This window comes from Avibacterium sp. 20-126 (assembly GCF_044358625.1).
Lineage (GTDB): Bacteria > Pseudomonadota > Gammaproteobacteria > Enterobacterales > Pasteurellaceae > Avibacterium.
This window is the reverse complement of sequence record NZ_CP091457.1, coordinates 764,707-785,220: the sequence shown is the minus strand read 5'-3', so window position 1 is coordinate 785,220 and position 20,514 is coordinate 764,707. Positions and strand designations below refer to the sequence as shown.

The following is a 20,514-nucleotide window of genomic DNA, read 5'->3' as shown; positions in this document are numbered from 1 at the left end:
GGGATAATGTGGTTAAAACTAGACCACCTTGTCCACAAAATAAGGCAAATTGTGGGAGAATGGAGAGAATTTTTTCAAGCCATTTCACTGAGTTTTGCTAGATTTTGGGATTTTCAGACCATTAAGCCATTGGCAATAATCAACATTGCCCTCGCACATTAATGCTTAGGGCAATGTTTTTATCAATGATTAAGCTTTTTTACTTGGCAAGAGTAGCGCTTTTAAATGCGCTAATACGTCTTTTTGAATATGTTTTAAACGTGGACGTTCCTCCTGTTTAAAAGCAAGCGGGCGACAAAATTCCATCGCTTTAATACCAAGCCTTGCGGTAAGCAGCCCAACCCCAACACCTTGTGCGATACGGGCGGAAAATTTTGCCGTCACATCTTGCGAAAGCCAGTCCATTCCAATTTCTTTGACCACTTCCGTTGCCCCCGCAAAAGCCATATTCAACAAGACCATTCGCAATAAACGCAAACGGCTAAAATACCCCAGTTCAATATGATAAAGTTTAGCTAATTGGTTGATTAAACGAATATTTCGCCACGCAACAAAAAACATATCCACCACCGCTAAAGGACTCACTGCAACAACTACCGCCGCTTCAATGGCATTTTTACTAATCAGTTTTTGTGCTTGTTTATCAATCGGTTTTAATACGGTTTGACTGAACAGATCGGCACGTTCGCTAGCAGAATGTCCTTCATTAGATTGCTTTTGCCATTGGATAACTTCTGGTGATTGCGGTGAAATATCCATCGCTTTGATAATGTCTTGACAGAGCTGCTGCACTTTTTCGCTTTCTTGTACAGAAAAATCTTGCTGAAAATCCCCCGCACTTTTGTTTAATAAAAATTGGCTTTTCTCTTGCAATGCCATTCGTTTTTTTAAGTGTACGAGCTTACGCCATTCGTTCACCATTGCACCAATTCCCAACACCACAAAAAAGCAACTTGCCAGCGCAAAAGAAAAATAAATCCATTGGTGATGTTGCCACGTATCAATCAACCACTGTATCGACTGTGCAATCAGCGCGCCAGTAAAAAAGATCGCTGAACTTGCCAGCCATTTTTTCCACCAACGGGGTTTAGGTTGGAGTGCTTGCTCAAATTGTGGTGCGAGATCGCCCGATTCATCTTCTACATCCGTTTCTATGATTAAATTCTCTTGTGAAAAGGTTTGTTTCGGTGCAAAAGCTTGTTGTTCTCGATCTTCAAGTGCGGTGTGAAAAATTTGTTTTTCCATTGTTATCTTTCTCTCTTGCGATCAATCCAGTTTATCCGCTAACAAAAATTGCAATACAGCGTCCATTCTTAAATGAGGAATTGCACTGCCCGGTTCAAGGGGCTGCGGTTCAAATTGATCAAATTCAAATCCTTGTGTTTGCCAAAATTGTGCGTTTGGCAAACGGTTTGGCACATCCCCGGGATAAAGGGTGATTTTTTGCTGATCTTTTTGCCGAATGCCTTGTATCGCGGGGTAAAATTTTCCATTTTGATTCACCATAACTTGTTGTGTTGCACGAATCGCAGCAATCGCATCGTATGTGGTTTTAATGCCTTCATACGCTACATAACGCCCCCCTTCTTGTACTAACTGACGTAGTAGGCTAATTAAATTATGGTGTTGCTCTCTGGTGATGTGATCCGCTTTGGTCGCAAGAAACATCAATTTATCAATTTTTGGTGAAAACAAGCGGTTGAGCAAGGTGCGTTTGCCATAATGAAAACTCTTAAACAGGGCTTGTAAACCTTCTTGCATATCTAAAAAAGCGCGTTGGCTATGATTAAGGGGGGTAAGGCAATCCGCCAAGATCACTTGACGATCAAAGGTAGAAAAATAATCACGATAAAAACCTTTGACGATATGTTGGCAATAATAATCGTAACGATCTGTCAAAACAGCAAAATAGCTGTCGTTATCCGCTTTTTTTAGGGCTTGCCATTGCGCCTTATTAAGATGAACCAAAGGGAAAAATTGCACCGCAGGCGCACCTTCCAATTCCCCCGCTAAGACAAAACGCCCCGGCTGAATAAAATGCAAGCCCTGTGCTTTACAAGCTAATAAGTATTCTGTGTAATCCTTTGCCAGTTGCGCCAAAACCGCTGCATCTGCTTTGGCGAATAAGTCGATTTTTGCTACGTTTTCTTGCCATTTTTGCGCCAATTCAAGGCGTTGCCCTTGCATAAGTTCGCGCTGTTGCTCGCTCCATTGTTGAAAATCTAATTCAAGCAACGGCAAATCTAATAGCCATTCCCCCGGATAATCAAAAATATCAAGATAAAGTGTGCCGGTTTCTTTTAAATGACGCCACAAGCCACGCTGTTGATAACGAATTGCCAAGCGTGTTTCGCTCACTCCGCGGGTAGAATCAGGCCAGCGTGCGGGGGTGTCTGTCAAACATTCCAAGTTCTTTTCATATTCAAAACGAGGAATGTGCATCGTGCGTTGTTCAATGGGTTTTACCGCTATAATCCGTTTCTCTCGCGCCGCATAAAATAAGGATAAATGGGGGTTATCCAGCGTATTAATATGTAAAAGTTGGTTCACAAGACTGGTAATAAATGCCGTTTTTCCGCTACGGCTTAGCCCAGTTACGGCTAAACGCAAAGTGCGGTCAAATCCACGGTCAATGAGGTTATCCAGCTCTTTTTGAATATAATCAAACATTTTATTTCTAAATTTCGCTAATATACTTTAAAATTTCGCCATAATTTATCACAAATATGCCTGTTATGTTTATAAGAAAAATCGTTGTTTCTGCTATTTTGCTGAGTGCCAGCCTAATCAGCTTGCCAAGTTACGCAGCGCCTAAAGTGCCAAAAAGCCTTACGCAAAATGGACTTATTTATTGCACCCAAGCAAACGGTTTATCCTTTAATCCGCAAACCAGTGATGCGGGAACCAGTATGAACGTGGTTACCGAGCAAATTTATAATAAATTATTTGAAATCAAAAATAACAGTGCCACGGTTGAACCGGTACTGGCACAAAGTTATAGCCTGTCTGCTGATGGCAAAACCATTACCATTAATTTACGCAAAGGGATTAAGTTTCATCAAACGGATTGGTTTACTCCAACACGCAATTTCAATGCAGAAGATGTGGTGTTTTCACTTAATCGTGTGCTAGGGCATAATACGGATTTACCTACCTTAGAAACCTTAGTGGATTACAAAAATCCGCAATATCGAATTTTTCACGAACAAGCACGCAAAGTACGTTTTCCCTATTTTGAAAGCATTAAATTACGCGAAAAAATTGAGTCTGTGGTCGCCACCTCGCCTTATCAAGTGCAAATCCACCTCTTTCAGCCTGATGCGTCGATTCTTTCCCATCTTGCCAGTCAATATGCCATTATTTTCTCACAAGAATACGCCTTACAACTCAACGCTGACGATAACCTTTCTCAGCTAGACACCTTGCCTGTCGGAACTGGCCCTTATAAAGTACAAAATTTTGTGCGTAATCAATATGTTCGTTTAGTGAGAAATGAAGATTATTGGCGTAAAAAAGGGGAAATTGAACATATTATTATCGACCTTTCAACAGACAAAACGGGGCGTTTGATTAAATTCTTAAATGGCGAATGTCAGATTACCTCTAGCCCTGACGTGAGCCAACTGGGAATTTTGAAACAATTTAATGAGCGATATTATCTGAAATCCACCGAAGGAATGAATTTGTCGTATTTGGCATTTAATTTTCTTAAACCAGCAATGAAAGATTTAGATCTACGCCGTGCAATCTCGCAAGGCATTGATCGAGAACGTATTATTCATCGTATATATCATAATACAGCAAGTGTCGCGAATAATATTATTCCAAATATTTCTTGGGCAGCAACGGTAAATACCCCTGACTTTGCCTATGATTACAACCCCAACGCTGCGAAAGCCTTTTTACAAGATAAGCAGCTCAAATTAACAATGTGGGTGCTAAATGAAGAACAAGTTTATAACCCTTCACCAATCAAAATGGCTGAATTAATAAAATGGGATTTAGCACAGGTGGGGGTGGAATTAGTAATTCGCCCTGTTACGCGAACTTATTTAATTGAGCAGCTCCGAAATGGCTCAGAAGATTATGATTTAATTCTCACTGGCTGGCTCGCGGGGAATTTAGATCCTGATAGCTTTATGCGCCCTATTTTAAGTTGTGGTACAGTCAATGACATTACCAATTTATCCAACTGGTGCTATGCCCCCTTTGAAGATGCAATGAATCGTGCTTTAAACACCACACAGTTACGTTCACGTGCTAATTATTATAATATCGCGCAAGAAATTATTTTATCCGAGTTACCCATTATTCCTGTGGCTAATGTCAAACGAATGTTAATTGCAAATTCGCGCGTGAAAGGCTTGGAGTTAGCCCCCTTTGGTAGCATTAACTTCACAACGCTATCCTATCAGCAAGGAGAAGGAAAATGATCCTATCTTTTTTTCGGCATCTGATCCTGTTGGTGATCACCTTAGTCATTCTGTCTATGATTAGCTATGCTGTGTTAATGCGTGATCCCCTAAATGAAGTCTTGGCAACACCACATTTTTATTCAGGCTATTTTTTCTATGTGCAAAATTTGCTCAATGGGGATTTGGGGATTAGCTACAATGGCGGTGATTCCTTAAGTGATTTAGTTCTCACGGTACTCCCCCCAACCCTTGAACTTTGCTTTACCGCCATTTTACTGGCGTTGCTCTTTGGTATTCCTCTAGGACTTATCGGAGCGGTTTACCGTAAAAAATTATTAGGAAAAATCATCCGCACTTTATCTGTGATAGGACTTTCTTTACCCGTATTTTGGCTTGCGCCCCTATTGCTTTATGCCGCCGCCATTTATGGTTGGGAAATTGCGGCAATTGGGCAATATAATTTACTCTATGAAATTCAGCCAATCACGGGCTTTCCTATTATTGATGTATGGTTTATTGACGCCCCTTATCGCATTAAGGTGATCCAAAATGTGCTACAACACCTGATTTTACCTACATTAGTGCTAATGATTTGGCCTACAATGGAGATTATCCGCATCGTGCAAGAACGAGCGGCCTATTTGTTTGAACAACCTTATATCAAAATTTCAATGACAAGAGGCTGGTCTATGTACAAAATTTTATATACTCATATTTTACGCAACACCTTGCCGCTGCTTGTGCCACAAATGACACGCTTATTCACGCTCGTTATCGCACAATGTATGTTAGTTGAAGGCACATTTGGTTGGTCTGGCATTGGACGTTGGTTGATTAATGCCGTTGCCCAACAAGATTACAACAGTATTTCCGCAGGCATTATCGTGATTGGGTTATGCATTATCGTAGTAAATTTATTGGTAGAAACACTCACCTTCGTGTTAGATCCGTTAAATAAGAAAGGTTGGTATGCAAGATAAAGATCTGGCGGAATTTCGCCATACAGAAACATTAACCACCATTTGGAAATTATTCCGCCAAGATAAAGTGGCACTTGCCAGTTTTTATCTTTTTTTGCTGTTTATTTTGACCGCACTTTTTAGCACATTCATTGCCCCTTATCCCGCTGAAACGCAGTTTATCGGTTTTGAACTAATGCCCCCTTCTTGGGTAAATGGCGGAAAAATTGCCTATTTTTTTGGTACAGATGATATTGGGCGTGATGTCCTAAGTCGCTTAATCACAGGAACAACTTACACCTTAGGTTCAGCCTTAATTGTGGTGGTTTTTACCGCAATATTAGGTGGAATTCTGGGCGTTTGGGCAGGAATGTCGCAAGGAATCAAATCTCGTGTACTCGGGCATTTTCTGGATGCCTTCCTTTCCACCCCAATATTGCTGATTGCCATTATTATAGCGACCTTAATGCAGCCTAGCCTGATTAACGCAATGCTTGCCATTACATTGGCATTATTACCGCACTTTATTCACGAAATTTACCAAGCTATTCAAAAAGAGCTGAAAAAGGAATACATTTTAATGCTTCGTCTTGAAGGCGCATCAAATTGGCTTTTACTCAAAGAAGCCATTTTCCCTAATATTTCGGTGAAATATATCCAAGAAATTACTCGCGCGTTTACCATCGCAATTTTGGATATTAGTGCATTAAGTTTTATTTCCCTCGGGGCGCAAAGCCCAATGCCTGAATGGGGCGTAATGATTAAAGATTCTCTAGAGCTAATTTATCTCGCGCCTTGGACTGTCATCTTACCGGGACTTGCGATTATGGCGGTCATTCTCGTTGCCTTATTACTCGGCAATGGCATTAACAAAGCGATTGAAAAATATTATGAATAAGGATTCCAATGGCACTACTTGATATTCGTAATCTTTGCATAGAAATAAAAACGCCAAATGGTCGAGTAAAAATTGTCGATAACGTCAATCTCACCTTAAATGAAGGGGAAATTTGCGGTTTAGTCGGGGAATCGGGTTCAGGCAAAAGCCTCATTGCAAAAGTCATTTGTAACACCATTAAAGATTCGTGGATTGTTAGCGCTGATCGCTTTCGTTTTAATGAGGTAGAATTGCTTAAACTTAGCCCACATAAAAGACGGAAATTAGTCGGCAAAGAAATCTCAATGATCTTCCAAGAACCGCTTACAAATTTAGATCCTAGCACCAAAATTGGCAAACAACTTATTCAAAATATCCCTTCGTGGACATTCAAAGGGCGATGGTGGCAATGGTTTGGCTGGAAAAAACGCCGTGCCATTGAACTATTACACCGTGTAGGCATTAAAGATCATAAAGATATAATGAACAGCTATCCCGACGAAATCACCGAAGGGGAAGGACAAAAAGTGATGATTGCTGCCGCGGTTGCCAATCAACCCCGCTTATTAATTGCCGATGAACCGACGAATTCCTTGGAATCTATCACTAAGGTGCAAATTTTCCGCCTGTTATTGAGTATGAACCAAAACCAAGGCACCTCTATCTTACTGGCAAGCAATGATATAAATAGCATCAGTGAATGGTGTGATAGTTTCAGCGTACTTTATTGTGGACAAAATGCAGAATCAGGGCCAAAAGAAAGCGTGCTGAACACGCCACATCACCCTTACACCAATGCCTTACTGCATTCCATTCCTGATTTTAAACAGCCTTTGCCATTCAAAAGCCGTCTAGGCACATTGCGTGGTACCGTTCCACTGTTGGATCAACTGCCTATTGGCTGTCGTCTAGGACCGCGTTGCCCGTTTGCCCAAAAGAAATGTATCAATAAGCCCCCAACAAGACGAATTAAACATCACGAATTTGCTTGCCATTTTCCACTTAATTTACGCGAAAATCAGCGAAAAGAAAAAGAAGAAATGGCAACCCCACTTATCATTAATACGGATGAAAATAACACAGAATAGGAAAATCGAATGAATGCCTTATTAAAAATTGAACATTTATCCAAATCCTTTGATGATAATGTCGGTATTTTCTCATCTAGCCAATTCGTTGCTGTGGAAAATGTCAGTTTCCAATTAGAACGCAAAAAAACCTTAGCGATTATTGGTAAAAATGGCTCAGGCAAATCAACCTTGGTAAAAATGATCGTAGGAATTCTCGCGCCAAGTGCAGGGGAAATTTTATTTAATAATACGCCACTTCAATTTGGCGATTATCGCTCTCGTTCGCAACATATTCGTATGGTTTTCCAAGATCCCAATAGTGCCTTCAACCCCAAACTCAACGTTGGGCAGATTTTAGATACCCCACTGCGTCTTGCTACACATTTAAGTGAAACCGAACGTGATGAAAAAATCTTTTCGACGCTCAAACTGGTAGGGCTTTACCCTGATCACGCCAACATTAAAATCAACACAATGTCAATGAGCCAGAAACAGCGTGTCGCCCTTGCCCGTGCCTTAATCCTTGAACCTGAAATCATCATCACCGATGATGCCCTTGGCTCACTTGACGCCACCGTAAAAACACAACTGATGAATTTAATGCTCGAAATCCAAGAAAAACTCGGTATTGCTTATATTTACGTGGGACAACACTTAGGAATTATTAAACATATTTCTGATGATGTATTGGTGATGGATGAAGGCAAAATGATTGAATATGGCACCACTCACGATGTCTTCACCGCTCCACAAAATGAGATTACCAAACGCCTTGTAGAAAGCCATTTTGGACAATTGCTGACCGATGAATCTTGGGCATTCAGATAACTGTCATAAAATAAAGTGCGGTGTTTTTTTACAAAATTTTTGTAATAAAGCGTCTTGCACTCACCTAATTTTATAGCATTTATGAGCATAAAAAAACAGGCTGGATAGCATATCCAGCCTGTTTAAGGTAATACTAAAACATTACGCAGGATAAACCGGCAAACGCTTACAAATAGCTAGCACTTTTTCTTTTGTTGCAGCAATCACTTCTGCTTCATTTTCTTTACCCACAGCATCAAGCACATCGCACATCCAACCAGCTAACTCTTTCACTTCCGCTTCTTTGAAACCACGACGAGTCACAGAAGGGGTTCCGACACGGATACCCGAGGTAATAAATGGTTTTTGTGGATCATTTGGCACGGCATTTTTATTTACTGTAATATTTGCCTTGCCTAATGCCGCATCTGCCGCTTTCCCTGTTAAACCGTGACTAACTAAATCAACTAAGAATAAATGGTTTTCCGTGCCATTAGAAACCACGTTGTAACCACGTTGTTTAAACACGTCCACCATTGCTTTCGCGTTTTTCACCACTTGTTGCTGATAAGCTTTAAACTCAGGCTCAAGCGCTTCTTTAAAACATACCGCTTTCGCTGCAATCACGTGAACCAATGGACCACCTTGACCTGCTGGGAATACGGCACTGTTTAATTTTTTATAAAGCTCTTCATCGCCACCTTTTGCTAAAATCAAGCCACCACGTGGACCACCTAAAGTTTTGTGCGTTGTGGTTGTCACAACGTGAGCGTGCGGTAACGGATTTGGGTAAACCCCTGCCGCAATCAAGCCGGCAACGTGCGCCATATCTACGAATAAATAGGCGCCCACTTCATCAGCAATTTCACGCATTTTCGCCCAATCGACCACTTGAGAATAGGCAGAAAAACCACCCACGATCATTTTTGGCTTAACGCGTAACGCTTGTTCACGCAATGCGTCATAATCAATTACGCCTTCATCGGTGATGCCATATTGTTCTGCGTGATAAATTTTGCCTGAAAAGCTCACTGATGCGCCGTGAGTTAAATGGCCACCGTGTGCCAAGCTCATACCTAAAATGGTATCACCCGGGTTTAGCAGTGCCATATAAACCGCTGCATTAGCTTGCGAACCAGAATGTGGTTGCACATTCGCATAATCTGCACCAAATAATTCTTTCGCACGGTCAATGGCAAGTTGCTCAACAATATCGGCATACTCACAACCACCATAATAGCGTTTACCTGGGTAACCTTCTGCATATTTATTGGTGAATTGAGAACCCTGTGCTTCCATCACACGTGGGCTAGCATAGTTTTCTGATGCAATTAATTCAATATGTTCTTCTTGACGACGATTTTCATCTTGAATCGCCTGCCATAATACGGGATCGTAATCAGCGATGTTCATACTTCTTTTTAACATTGTGTTTGTCCTCTTATAAATATGATTATTTAAGATTTAACTAGTTTAGCTTTTTTTTCACTATCTTGTAATGAAAAATTAGGTTCAAAATTTTCATTGCGATTATGAATATTATTCATATCCTATGGTTATCGCAATCCCTTTTTACAATTATTAATATAAAGCGAGATATCCTCTTCTTGGTAACCAAGCAATTTACCAATTTCTCGTTCTACCATAGAATCAAAGTGTCCTATACTTTTCTTCAATAGTTGCTCTAGCTGTTCTGCATATTTTTGATGAACAGGTCTAAATAGAATAAAGGCTCCCAACTCTATTGGAGTCTGCTTATTTTGAGGAACTAAAACAAGATAATTACAACGAAAAACACCCCGTTCTATATAAGGTAAAAACGCACCTGGAACGCCCATATCATTAAAGAAAAGTGCTAACATTTTCTTTTCCGATAACATTAACTCAAGCTCTATTCCTTCGTGAGGGCCAATTTTTCCTTTGCATATCATAAACTATGGCACCGCTAAAATACGGCAGTTACATAAATCATCGCTTTCAAATTCGGTCATTTCTCCTGCAGATTTATTTGGAATTGGGAATAATCTGACGGTAAGGGGTTTATTTAAACGAAATGCCATTGTGCCAGTATCACTCATTAATCCTGCGATTTGTTCAATGGTTGCCTCACCTGAAATTGGCACAGTATCTAAACCAATGCCACATACAGCACTATAAGTGAGTAAAGCACGAATATCAAATTGAGATGTTTTGGTGCCTTCCGCTAAACCCAAATCTTCAGTTACTGCTAACATCAAACCAGAAAAACCGACTAAATCGACATTTTTCACTGATTTGAACACACGAGTGAGTAATTCGGAAACTTCTACTGTACCCGCTGCACCGAAATAAGGTACACCGAGTAATTCATAAACCTTTGTCATTGAATGGCAGTTTTTAGATGGGGCTGCTGAGCTATCAAAACCAGCTAATCTGAAATTACCTGATAATGCAGATTTTATCGCGTTTTGTATTTCATCAATGTGATATTGCAATGCTTGGGACATTGCCACACTGGCTTGATGAAAGAACCGCTGGCGATTTTCATTAATAGGCAAATTTTCTAGCACATCAACCAATAAATCTGGCGTTTCTAAACCGATTACCACCGCATTATCTAGCTCACTGCGATGATAACCTGCTGGGAAATAAGGAATAAACGGTTTACAGTTAAAATTCACGGTGAAATTAAAATTACCTTCACCACGAGGAGTTAATTCTGCAATTTTTTGCACCGCACTTGCACAATTTAACAACAACGCATAATCTAGAAAACCATTTTCATCACGTTCCACATTTACGCAAGCATTACATAAATCCCCATAGTTTGCGATTAATTCTGGCAATAACGCGATCTCTTGTGTCGTTTTTGCTTCCCCAATTGCAAAACGAATACGCAACCCGCTCTCATTCAATTTACTCAGCAAGGTTTTAAGCAAGGCTAAATCACGTTTTGCCGTGTCAATGCTACTCAAATCCAAATATTCACCAAAAGGATTAGTGATAATACGGATAGACTGAATTTCATAACCTTTTTGCTGAATAGCGGGAATAAGTAAATCAAATTCCGCTTTCGCCATTTGTAGCTGCTGTTGCCATTGTGTTTTATCTTTAGTTAGAGATAAAAATAGACTTATGGCTCTAACGCGACAACGTGATTTATCTTGATACATATTGCTCCTTTTTATGATTAATTCTCTATTATGATTTCTCGCGTGCAATAGCTCTCCAGCCAATATCACGGCGGAAGAAACGACCGTTCCACTGAATTTGTTCTGCGAGTTTTAATGCTTTCTGTTGAGCATCAAGCACGCTGTCGCCCAATGCGGTGGCACAGAGAACGCGACCACCATTGGTGACTAACTTGCCATTTTCTTCACTCACACCAGCAAGGAAAACTTTTTCATCACGTTGCTCAGATGTTGGTAAGCCTTGGATTTCATCACCTTTACGATAATCCGTAGGATAGCCTTCTGCGGCAAGCACAATGCCTAGCGCGGCTTGTTTTTTCCATTGCGATTGAACTTGATCCAATTTCCCTTCACAGGCTTTTAGGCAAAGCGCTACCAGATCAGAATCCATCCGCATCATAATCGGTTGTGTTTCAGGATCGCCAAAACGGCAGTTAAATTCAATGACTTTTGGCTGACCATTTTTATCGATCATCAGACCGGCATATAAAAAACCTTTATAAACATTCCCTTCAGCCGCCATTCCTTGCACGGTTGGATAAATAATTCGCTGCATCACACGTTGGTGAATTTCAGGGGTAATAACTGGAGCAGGCGAATAAGCGCCCATTCCACCCGTATTTAAGCCTTTATCCCCTTCCCCCACACGCTTGTGATCTTGGCTAGTTGCCATTGGTTCGACATTTTTGCCGTCCACCATCACGATGAAACTGGCTTCTTCACCTTCTAAAAACTCTTCAATCACGACGCGAGAACCTGCATCACCAAAAGCATTGCCTGAAAGCATATCCTTAATGGCATCTTCCGCTTCCGCTAATGTTATAGCCACAATCACGCCTTTTCCCGCCGCCAAGCCATCTGCTTTAATCACTATCGGCGCACCTTTTTGTCGAACATAAGCAAGGGCTTGCTCAACATCGGTAAAGTTTTGATATTCTGCCGTTGGAATTTGATGACGAGCTAAGAAATCTTTAGTGAATGCTTTTGATCCCTCCAACTGTGCTGCCGCTTGGCTTGGACCGAAAATCGTTAAACCTGCTTGTTCAAAAGCATCAACTACCCCTGCCACCAAAGGGGCTTCCGGGCCAACAATGGTTAAGCCAACTTGATTTTCTTGTGCAAATTTGACTAATGCTGGAATATCCGTCGCAGAAATTGCCACATTTTCCACCGCACTTCTGCCCACGCGACTTTCCCGTGCTGTGCCAGCATTTCCCGGTGCAACAAACACTTTACTGGCTAAAGGGGATTGTGCAGCTTTCCACGCAAGGGCGTGTTCACGCCCACCGTTTCCGATAATTAAAATATTCATTTTTTCTACCCCACTTTGAATTAATGACGGAAATGACGCATTCCTGTTAGCACCATCACCATATTATGTTCATCTGCGGCATCAATCACCTCTTGATCACGCATAGAACCACCGGGGTGAATCACGCACTCAATGCCAACTTTAGCGGCGGCATCAATGCCATCACGGAATGGGAAGAAAGCATCGGATGCCATTACGCAACCTTTTACTTCTAACCCCTCGTCCTGTGCTTTAATACCGGCGATCTTAGCAGAATAAACACGGCTCATTTGTCCTGCACCAATGCCGATAGTTTGATTATTTTTCGCATAGACAATGGCGTTAGATTTAACAAATTTCGCCACTTTCCAGCAAAATAGCAAATCTTGTAGTTCTTTTTCCGTTGGTTTACGTTTGCTCACGACTTGCAAATCGGCAAGATCTACCATACCTAAATCGCTGTCTTGTACTAATAAACCGCCATTAACACATTTGAAATCTAAGCGTTGCGGTGCTTCGCTATGCCATTCACCACATTCTAATACACGCACATTTTTCTTGACTTTTAGTACCGCTTTTGCCTCTTCTTGAATCACTGGCGCGATAATTACTTCGACAAATTGACGATCAATAATCGCCTGTGCGGTTGTGGCATCTAATGGACGGTTAAAAGCAATAATGCCACCGAAAGCCGAGGTTGGATCTGTTTGATAGGCTCTGTTATAGGCGTCTAAAATATCAGCGCCTAACGCTACGCCACAAGGATTTGCGTGTTTCACAATCACGCAAGCGGGTTCATTAAAACTTTTCACACATTCCAAGGCTGCATCGGTATCCGCAATATTGTTATAAGAGAGGGCTTTACCTTGTAGTTGTTTTGCCGTGGACACACTTGCGTCTTTTTGTTCTTTTTCCACATAAAATGCGGCATTTTGATGACCATTTTCACCATAACGCATCGTTTGTTTGCGGATAAAATTCAAATTTAAGGTGCGTGGGAATTGTCCGCACAAGGCATTTTGTTCTTCTTCCTCAGCGGCAAAGTAAGGTTTCACCAATTTACCAAAATAATTGGCAATCATCGCATCATATTGTGCGGTATGTTCAAAAGCTTTAATCGCTAAATCAAAACGTGTTGCTAAAGTTAAACTATTTTGATTTTGATCCATTTCAGCCAAAACAGCAGAAAAATCTTGATTATTTACCACAATTGCAACATCTTTATGATTTTTCGCTGCAGAGCGCACCATTGTTGGCCCACCAATATCAATATTTTCTACGGCATCTTCAAGGGTACAATCCGCTTTTGCCACGGTTTGCGCAAAAGGATAAAGGTTCACCACCACCATATCAATTGGCTCAATGTGGTGCTTAACCATCACTTCATCATCCACGCCACGACGTCCTAAAATACCACCGTGAACTTTTGGGTGTAAGGTTTTCACTCGTCCGTCCATCATTTCTGGAAAGCCGGTGTAATCAGAGACTTCAATAACGGGTAATCCCTTTTCCATTAACAATTTCGCAGTACCACCTGTGGAAAGCAATTTCACTCCGCGTTGCACTAAGCCTTGAGCAAATTCCACAATACCTGTTTTGTCTGAAACACTAAGTAAAGCCTGACGAATAGGGCGATTTGGTTGCATTGAGATTTCCTTTAATTTAATGAAATGAAAAAACCTCCGCATTATAACGCAATCGTTTGCTTTTATATAGCACGAAATCAAATTTCTTAACCAAAAACCAACAATGCATAATACCTAGATCCCAAAGTGCGGTGTGTTTTTTGATTATTTTTCTGAAACAACAAAAAAACCCGCTTAATGCGGGTTTAATTCAATAACGCTGAAAGAAAAAAGACAAATTAACTTTTCTTACCGACTCTGTTGTCTAATGAAAATGCTCCTGCACCTAAGAAAACAAAGTTTAAGAAAACTAAAGAATATAATGCTGCAAGCTCACCTTTATTGACGATCGGCAATAACACGTTATCTAAAGAAGCGTGAATTTGAAAATACGCGACTGCCATCATACCAGAAAGAATGAATGCTACGGGACGGGTAAATAACCCTAAAATTAATAATGCGCCTCCCACGATTTCTAATACACCGCCAATGCCCATCATTGAGAAAAGTTCCACTGCACCATTTCCACCCGTCATTGAAACGGGGTATTCAAAGAATTTTGACGTGCCGTGTAATAAAAACATATAGCCTGCAATAATGCGTAATAATCCGAGTGCATAAGGGCTAATTTTATTTAATGAATTCATGATGTTTCCTTTAAAAAATAATCTTACTCCAACAGGAGTGAAAGAGCGCGTATCATAACGGAATTGCATTGCCTACACAATTCATAATAATGAAAATCACTTTTTCTTATTTGTTAAAAATAACACAATGATTTGCTGATAATCCAATCAACGCATTCTTTAAACCAGCCCCACCATTTCAAAAAACTGACGATACGCGGCAACCTTTTTCTCAAAGGCAAGTGGATAAGCCCTTGAGGTTGAAGGCAGGCGATATAAATTGAGTGCAAAATCAGGATAGGGATAAGGAATAAAACTGTTAGTTTTCGGGGCGTTGACTTTTTCTGGCAATAAGGAAAGCAGAATCTCTGTGGCTTTGCCTCCAGTTGTAAAAATCCAGTGGCATTGTGGGACTTGAGGCAATACTTCAGCCAGATTGACCGTTTCTACCACCTTCAGAAATTTGTCCGATGCGTTATCTTGTTCACGAATTGCTTTACGCACAGTTGGGCATAATGCAATGCCTTTATCCCATAAAAAATGTTTAATTCGTTCAGCATCAAAGCGTTTTTCATTCGGTACTTGGAAATAATCGGCTCGGCCGAAAAATACTGCGCCATACACTCGCCACATATCATTTTGGAAATTGGGATAATGAAATTCCATACAACGCTTTTCCGCTTTGGGTGGAAAACTTCCCATCATCATAACGGTGGCGTGTGGTGGCAATATCGCAGCAAACGGGTGAGTTTCAATCTGTTGGCTCATTGTTCGTCCTTATTTCGCAACCTTTAATTGTTGATATAAGTAATTTTGATAACCACGAAGCAATGCCTGATCTTGGCAATCTTGCAATTTACCCTGACTTAATTTACGCATTGCAATATTCGCTTGCATAAATTCATCAGCTGGCAATCCTGCTATTTCTAAAATCAAACCGCCCGCCTGTGCCAAATCAAGGAAATTCTGTTGTTGTTTAAACGTATTTTGCATATTACTCCGCACAACAAGCTGAGTAATATAGTTGGGGTTCGGGTAATCAAAGTGATAAGCAGGTTGCGCCCCACTAATGGAAATTTGATGATCGCCAAAATAGGCTAATACATAAGGCTTCTGACGATTTTGCATATAGCGGTTGAAATCTTCGATGACATCATTGAGCTTTACAATTCTCTGAATATAATCATTCAATTCGCCCGTGCCTTTCGGAGTGAACCCTTGATTTTGCAATTCAAACAAATTCCCCACATCGTGATAAGGGCCGTGTTCACGCATTGTAAGCACATAAACAAATAAAGGTTGGCTGACTTTTTCAAGCGCAGGAATACCTTGTTTTTGCAAAATTTTCTGCACATACTGGCTCATTTCATCACTACCAATCGTCCATAAATTCTTACTTAATGGCGCAGGATAACCAAGTTCTTGCGGTTGTAACATCAAATCAAAACCAAAGTGATCATAAGCGGGTTTGGCATTGTAATTCCCTTTGGTGAAAGGCGATAATGCAACGCAATAATATCCCTGCGCTTTTAAATTCTGCACAAAACTGTATTGTAAATGGGGTACAACAGAATAAAACACAGCATTCGCCATCGCGCCAAAATCCGTTGAGGGCAAACCAGATAGGAAAGCAAACTCCGATTTCCACGTTGCTCCGCCTAAAGTATGCACACGCAAATGACTGTTAAATTTGGTATCCGCTTGATTTTCATACATTGTTATTGGCGGAATATTCGCTTTCTCAAACACAAAACTGTGAGGATTTAGGGTAGATTCCTGAAGCCATACAACAATATCTGGCTTTTCTGCTTCGACCGTTAGCGGATAATCTTCAACCTGTTGTTTTTGTTTAAGAAAATAATCTGCATCGCCATCAAAAACAGGTGGTTTGAAAAAGACACCTCGGCAAGACATCGGTAAATTTAAAAACACATCTCGTCCGTCATCAGGTAAGGAATCAAGCCACTGTTTGATAGCTGATTTATTTTTACTGTAATGACAGATAGCAAAAATGGTGAAAAAAAGCACCGCACTTGCAAAAATTCGCCATTCAACACTTGCCACTGTGGCTGAAGACCAGCCCATTACGGCATAAACCATTAACCCGATCAAGCCAGCAATCGCAAAGATTGCTGAGCGATAATGCAACAAGGTTTCCCAATTTCGCCAATCGAAAACTAAAAAGAAATCAGATACTAACAAAGGTTGTTTATAAAAATGAATCTTTAAGCGATGAAAAAGCATTAGCACCACGAACAACACGGCAGCAAAATTCAGCCCACGCTGCCATTGCCCTGTAATACTAAACATCAAGCTAAAAAATAACACAAACTGTGCAATGGCAAAGAAATAGGTCCAACGGTAATGAGAATTGACAATAAAAATTACCGAAGCAAGAGTGAAAAGAGAGAGTAAGAGGTATTCCATCATAAGTACGCCAAAAAATGCATTCAAAAGTTAAAGTGCGGTTGATTTTTTATCTATTTTATAAAGAAAGAGGATTATAACAAAGATCTTCTATATTCAATAATATTGATTGTTAGGCTAATTGCTTAGAGGTGGTATCAGCGATCAGGATATTGTCTTTCTTTGCCTCATATGACTTAACGCTTACCAATTGATTCTCGTACGACTAATTTAGGCTCAAGTAACAACGATTGATAAGGTTTTTCTGGGGTTTTTATCCGTTTTAATAAGGTTTCTACCGCAAGCTTGCCTAATTCAGCCTTAGGTTGATGAATTGTGCTTAATGGCGGTGAGAGATATTGCGCCAACATAATATCATCATAGCCAATTACCGAAAGATCTTGTGGTATATTTAACCCTTGCTGCCACGCAACTTGATAAACACCAACAGCAATGGTATCACTACAAGCAAACACGGCACTCGGACGTTTTTTTGCTTGTAGCAACTTTTTCATTCCAATTACGCCCCCCTCAAAATCAAAATGGCTTTCAATAATCCATTCAGGATTAAGGGGCAATTGTGCTTCTTGTAATGCTTTTTTATACCCTTGCAAACGATTTTGGGCTAATGATTTTTGCAAATTTCCGGTAATAATGGCAATCTCTCGATGCCCCTGTTGAATGAGATATTGCGTGGCAAGATAAGCACCAAGTTCTGAATTTTCATAAATTTTATCGGCATTAAGTGCGGTTGGCCACCAGTCCATTACAACCACGGGTAATGAAATATTCAACTGTTTCAGATCCGCATATTGGCTATCCGAATACATTAATAACAACCCATCTACTTGTTTCTGAATAAGTGTTTGAATATTTTGTTCTAAACGATTTTCAGCGCCATCAATGCTAGAAATAATGAGATTGTACTGATGTTGATTACAATACTGCTCAACCCCACTCACAACTTCAGCAAAAAAGGGGTTATTCGTTGCACTGACTAACATACCTAAGGTATTCGTTTGTTTAACCTTTAAACTTCTTGCTAGGGCTGAAGGACGATAATTGAGTGATTCCACGACATTCATCACTCTTGCTCGCATCGCCTCACTCACATATCCCGTATTATTAATCACATGGGAAACCGTTGAGGTTGATACCTGCGCAATCCGTGCAATATCTTTCATCGTTGCCATAAATTATTCTCACTTCAGCCAATCACTACCCACTATTCTATTTCCTTTCGGCTAAAAAATCATCTGTCTCTTGTCGCGTAGGAATTGAGGTTTGCGCGCCTAAACGGGTTACACTAATCGCCGCCGCTGCTTGGGCAAAATGAATAGCCTCATTGAGTGTTTTCCCCTCTAATAACGCAGTGATTAATGCCCCATTGAACGTGTCGCCTGCTGCCGTCGTATCTTTTGCTTGAACGCTAAAACCTTGAATTATTTCCTGTTGCTGTTGATGACTGACAAAAACGCCCCTTGCCCCTAAGGTAATCAATACAATTTCAACCCCTTTTTGATGAAAAATTTGCGCCGCTTTGACCGCACTTTGATAATCCACCACGTTAATCCCCGTCAAAATTTCCGCCTCTGTCTCATTTGGGGTAATCATCGTGAGTTGAGAGAGTAACTCATCAGAAAGAGGTTGTGCTGGCGCGGGATTAAGAATAACTTGTTTTCCTTGTGTTTTAGCTAATTTGGCCGCATAACATATCCCCTCTAAGGGCGTTTCTAATTGCATAAGCAATGCATCGCTTTGCTGAATAATATGCGTAAAGGATTGCACACGTTGTGCGGTTAAGTGCGCATTCGCACCAGCAGAAATGACAATGCTATTTTCACCACTTTCTGCGACTTGGATCATTGCAATGCCTGTTGATTCCCCATCAATGCTCGAAATGGCTTCGGTATTCATTCCTTGCTGAATAAAAGCCTGCTTTATTTGCCGACCAACATCATCATTCCCGATACAAGCAATAAAATTCACCTTAGCCCCAAGCCTTGTGGCGGCTACCGCTTGATTTGCCCCCTTTCCGCCATACACCAGCTGATAATGATGCCCTAATAAGGTTTCCCCCGGTTGTGGGAAATGCGCAACTTGGATCAAATGATCCACATTCACACTACCAAGCACCGTTAATGTTTTATTATGCATAACCATTCCTCAATCAAAATCAATAAAAAAACCACCGCACTTTGCTTTTATCGTCGTTTAGTTTAAACAGAATACAACGTCGTATCACCGACAGTATGGTTTATTACGGTGTTTGCTCATTGCCTATTTTAAACATAAACGACGATTAATAAGATTAAATTTAGCGAAAAGAAATTATCAAGGCAGTATGTTCTGCCTTGGATTTTCTTTATTACTGACTGATTACTTTTAATGGAACGGGAATCTGTGTTTCAACCGTTTCTCCTTTAATCACTTTATCCGCTGTTTGTACACCTAATGCCCCGATTAAGTCAGGCTGTTGTGCGATAGTTGCGGCTAATTTGCCACTTTTTACTGCTTTAATGCCATCATCTGTGCCATCAAATCCAACAATGACTAGAGGCTTATTCGCGGCTTGAGTTGCACGAATTGCCCCTAACGCCATTTCATCATTTTGGGCAAAGACAGCTTGGACATTGGGTTGAGCGGTTAATAAATTTTCCATCACATTCAAGCCCTTAGTGCGATCAAAATCTGCGGGTTGGCTTGCTAATAAAGCAAAGTGATGTGCCTCAACGGCTTGCTTAAATCCTTCCCCACGTTCGCGTGCTGCCGAAGTGCCGGCAATACCTTCTAATTGGATAACTTTCGCATTATCACCTAATTTTTGGGCAATAAAATCCCCCGCCATTTTTCCGCCTGCAATATTATCAGAGGCAATATGACTTACCACTTTCCCTTGTGCTGCTCCACGGTCTAAAGTAATGACAGGAATATTTTTTTGATTTGCCATACGTACCGCACTCGCAACAGCAGTGGAATCAGTTGGGTTAATCAGTAATACTTTTGCACCACGAACTGTAACGTCTTCAACATTCGCTAATTCTTTGGCTGGATCATTTTGTGAATCAAGTACAACCAAATTATAGCCTAGTTTATCCGCCTCTTTTTGCGCGCCCTCTTTTAAGGTAACAAAGAAAGGATTATCCAGCGTAGAAATGGCTAATGCGATCGTTTCTTTTGCCATAGCACTTTGACTCACCACTGAGCCAAGAAGCATTGCGGAAGCGAGTAAAGTCAATTTTTTCATATACATCTCCTTAAGTTGGAT

General features: G+C 40.7%; 18 protein-coding genes. 5 read left to right on the top strand and 13 right to left on the bottom strand.

Going from position 1 to position 20,514, the window contains the following annotated elements; translation table 11 throughout:
* Window positions 1-189: 189 nt before the first annotated feature.
* A complete protein-coding gene (locus tag L4F91_RS03700) occupies window positions 190-1,245 on the bottom strand; it encodes a TIGR01620 family protein (protein ID WP_250350556.1) in 1,056 nt (351 codons plus the stop codon).
* A 21-nt stretch (window positions 1,246-1,266) separates the two neighbouring features.
* Window positions 1,267-2,670: a YcjX family protein gene (locus L4F91_RS03695; protein WP_250350557.1), complete on the bottom strand. Its 1,404-nt coding sequence runs from the start codon at window positions 2,668-2,670 to the stop codon at window positions 1,267-1,269.
* A 65-nt stretch (window positions 2,671-2,735) separates the two neighbouring features.
* Between L4F91_RS03695 and L4F91_RS03690 the strand changes: the two genes are divergently transcribed.
* The 5 genes from L4F91_RS03690 to L4F91_RS03670 are packed head-to-tail and all read left to right on the top strand — an operon-like array spanning window position 2,736 to window position 8,149.
* The gene (locus L4F91_RS03690; RefSeq protein ID WP_250350558.1) at window positions 2,736-4,433 is read left to right on the top strand and encodes an ABC transporter substrate-binding protein; all 1,698 of its coding nucleotides are present in this window, start codon (window positions 2,736-2,738) and stop codon (window positions 4,431-4,433) included.
* A complete protein-coding gene (locus L4F91_RS03685) occupies window positions 4,430-5,395 on the top strand; it encodes an ABC transporter permease subunit (protein ID WP_250350559.1) in 966 nt (321 codons plus the stop codon). The genes L4F91_RS03690 and L4F91_RS03685 overlap by 4 nt, the downstream gene beginning before the upstream one ends.
* A complete protein-coding gene (locus tag L4F91_RS03680; RefSeq protein WP_250350560.1) occupies window positions 5,385-6,272 on the top strand; it encodes an ABC transporter permease subunit in 888 nt (295 codons plus the stop codon). The genes L4F91_RS03685 and L4F91_RS03680 overlap by 11 nt, the downstream gene beginning before the upstream one ends.
* An 8-nt stretch (window positions 6,273-6,280) precedes the next feature.
* Complete coding sequence (locus tag L4F91_RS03675; RefSeq protein WP_250350561.1) at window positions 6,281-7,339, top strand: oligopeptide/dipeptide ABC transporter ATP-binding protein; 1,059 nt, start codon at window positions 6,281-6,283, stop codon at window positions 7,337-7,339.
* Between the two features lie 9 nt (window positions 7,340-7,348).
* Entirely contained in the window at window positions 7,349-8,149 is an 801-nt protein-coding gene (locus L4F91_RS03670; protein WP_395897343.1) for an ATP-binding cassette domain-containing protein, read from the top strand.
* 141 nt (window positions 8,150-8,290) lie between these two features.
* Here the strand turns inward: L4F91_RS03670 and glyA are convergent, their stop codons facing one another.
* From glyA to rbsB, 11 genes are all read right to left on the bottom strand, one after another.
* The gene (glyA, locus tag L4F91_RS03665; protein WP_250350563.1) at window positions 8,291-9,556 is read right to left on the bottom strand and encodes a serine hydroxymethyltransferase; all 1,266 of its coding nucleotides are present in this window, start codon (window positions 9,554-9,556) and stop codon (window positions 8,291-8,293) included.
* A gap of 128 nt (window positions 9,557-9,684) precedes the next feature.
* Window positions 9,685-9,990 carry a hemocin immunity protein gene (locus L4F91_RS03660; protein ID WP_250364357.1) on the bottom strand — a complete coding sequence of 102 codons (306 nt, stop codon included), beginning with the start codon at window positions 9,988-9,990 and terminating at the stop codon, window positions 9,685-9,687.
* Window positions 9,991-10,062: 72 nt separating this feature from the next.
* The gene (locus L4F91_RS03655; protein WP_395897341.1) at window positions 10,063-11,280 is read right to left on the bottom strand and encodes a DUF711 family protein; all 1,218 of its coding nucleotides are present in this window, start codon (window positions 11,278-11,280) and stop codon (window positions 10,063-10,065) included.
* Between the two features lie 28 nt (window positions 11,281-11,308).
* Window positions 11,309-12,610, bottom strand: a complete 1,302-nt coding sequence (gene purD / locus L4F91_RS03650) for a phosphoribosylamine--glycine ligase (protein ID WP_395897339.1) — start codon at window positions 12,608-12,610, stop codon at window positions 11,309-11,311.
* Between the two features lie 20 nt (window positions 12,611-12,630).
* The gene (gene purH / locus L4F91_RS03645; RefSeq protein WP_395897337.1) at window positions 12,631-14,235 is read right to left on the bottom strand and encodes a bifunctional phosphoribosylaminoimidazolecarboxamide formyltransferase/IMP cyclohydrolase; all 1,605 of its coding nucleotides are present in this window, start codon (window positions 14,233-14,235) and stop codon (window positions 12,631-12,633) included.
* Between the two features lie 218 nt (window positions 14,236-14,453).
* Window positions 14,454-14,861 (bottom strand): DoxX family protein, encoded by a 408-nt coding sequence (locus tag L4F91_RS03640; protein WP_250364353.1) that lies wholly within the window; start codon window positions 14,859-14,861, stop codon window positions 14,454-14,456.
* 159 nt (window positions 14,862-15,020) lie between these two features.
* On the bottom strand, window positions 15,021-15,608 hold the full coding sequence (locus L4F91_RS03635) for a DNA glycosylase (protein ID WP_265777215.1): 588 nt from the start codon (window positions 15,606-15,608) through the stop codon (window positions 15,021-15,023).
* 9 nt (window positions 15,609-15,617) lie between these two features.
* Window positions 15,618-17,270: an LTA synthase family protein gene (locus tag L4F91_RS03630; protein WP_395897334.1), complete on the bottom strand. Its 1,653-nt coding sequence runs from the start codon at window positions 17,268-17,270 to the stop codon at window positions 15,618-15,620.
* 173 nt (window positions 17,271-17,443) lie between these two features.
* A complete protein-coding gene (locus L4F91_RS03625) occupies window positions 17,444-18,439 on the bottom strand; it encodes a substrate-binding domain-containing protein (protein WP_250364350.1) in 996 nt (331 codons plus the stop codon).
* A gap of 37 nt (window positions 18,440-18,476) precedes the next feature.
* Complete coding sequence (rbsK, locus tag L4F91_RS03620; protein ID WP_395897332.1) at window positions 18,477-19,403, bottom strand: ribokinase; 927 nt, start codon at window positions 19,401-19,403, stop codon at window positions 18,477-18,479.
* 211 nt (window positions 19,404-19,614) lie between these two features.
* Window positions 19,615-20,493, bottom strand: a complete 879-nt coding sequence (gene rbsB, locus L4F91_RS03615; RefSeq protein WP_395897330.1) for a ribose ABC transporter substrate-binding protein RbsB — start codon at window positions 20,491-20,493, stop codon at window positions 19,615-19,617.
* Window positions 20,494-20,514: the final 21 nt, after the last annotated feature.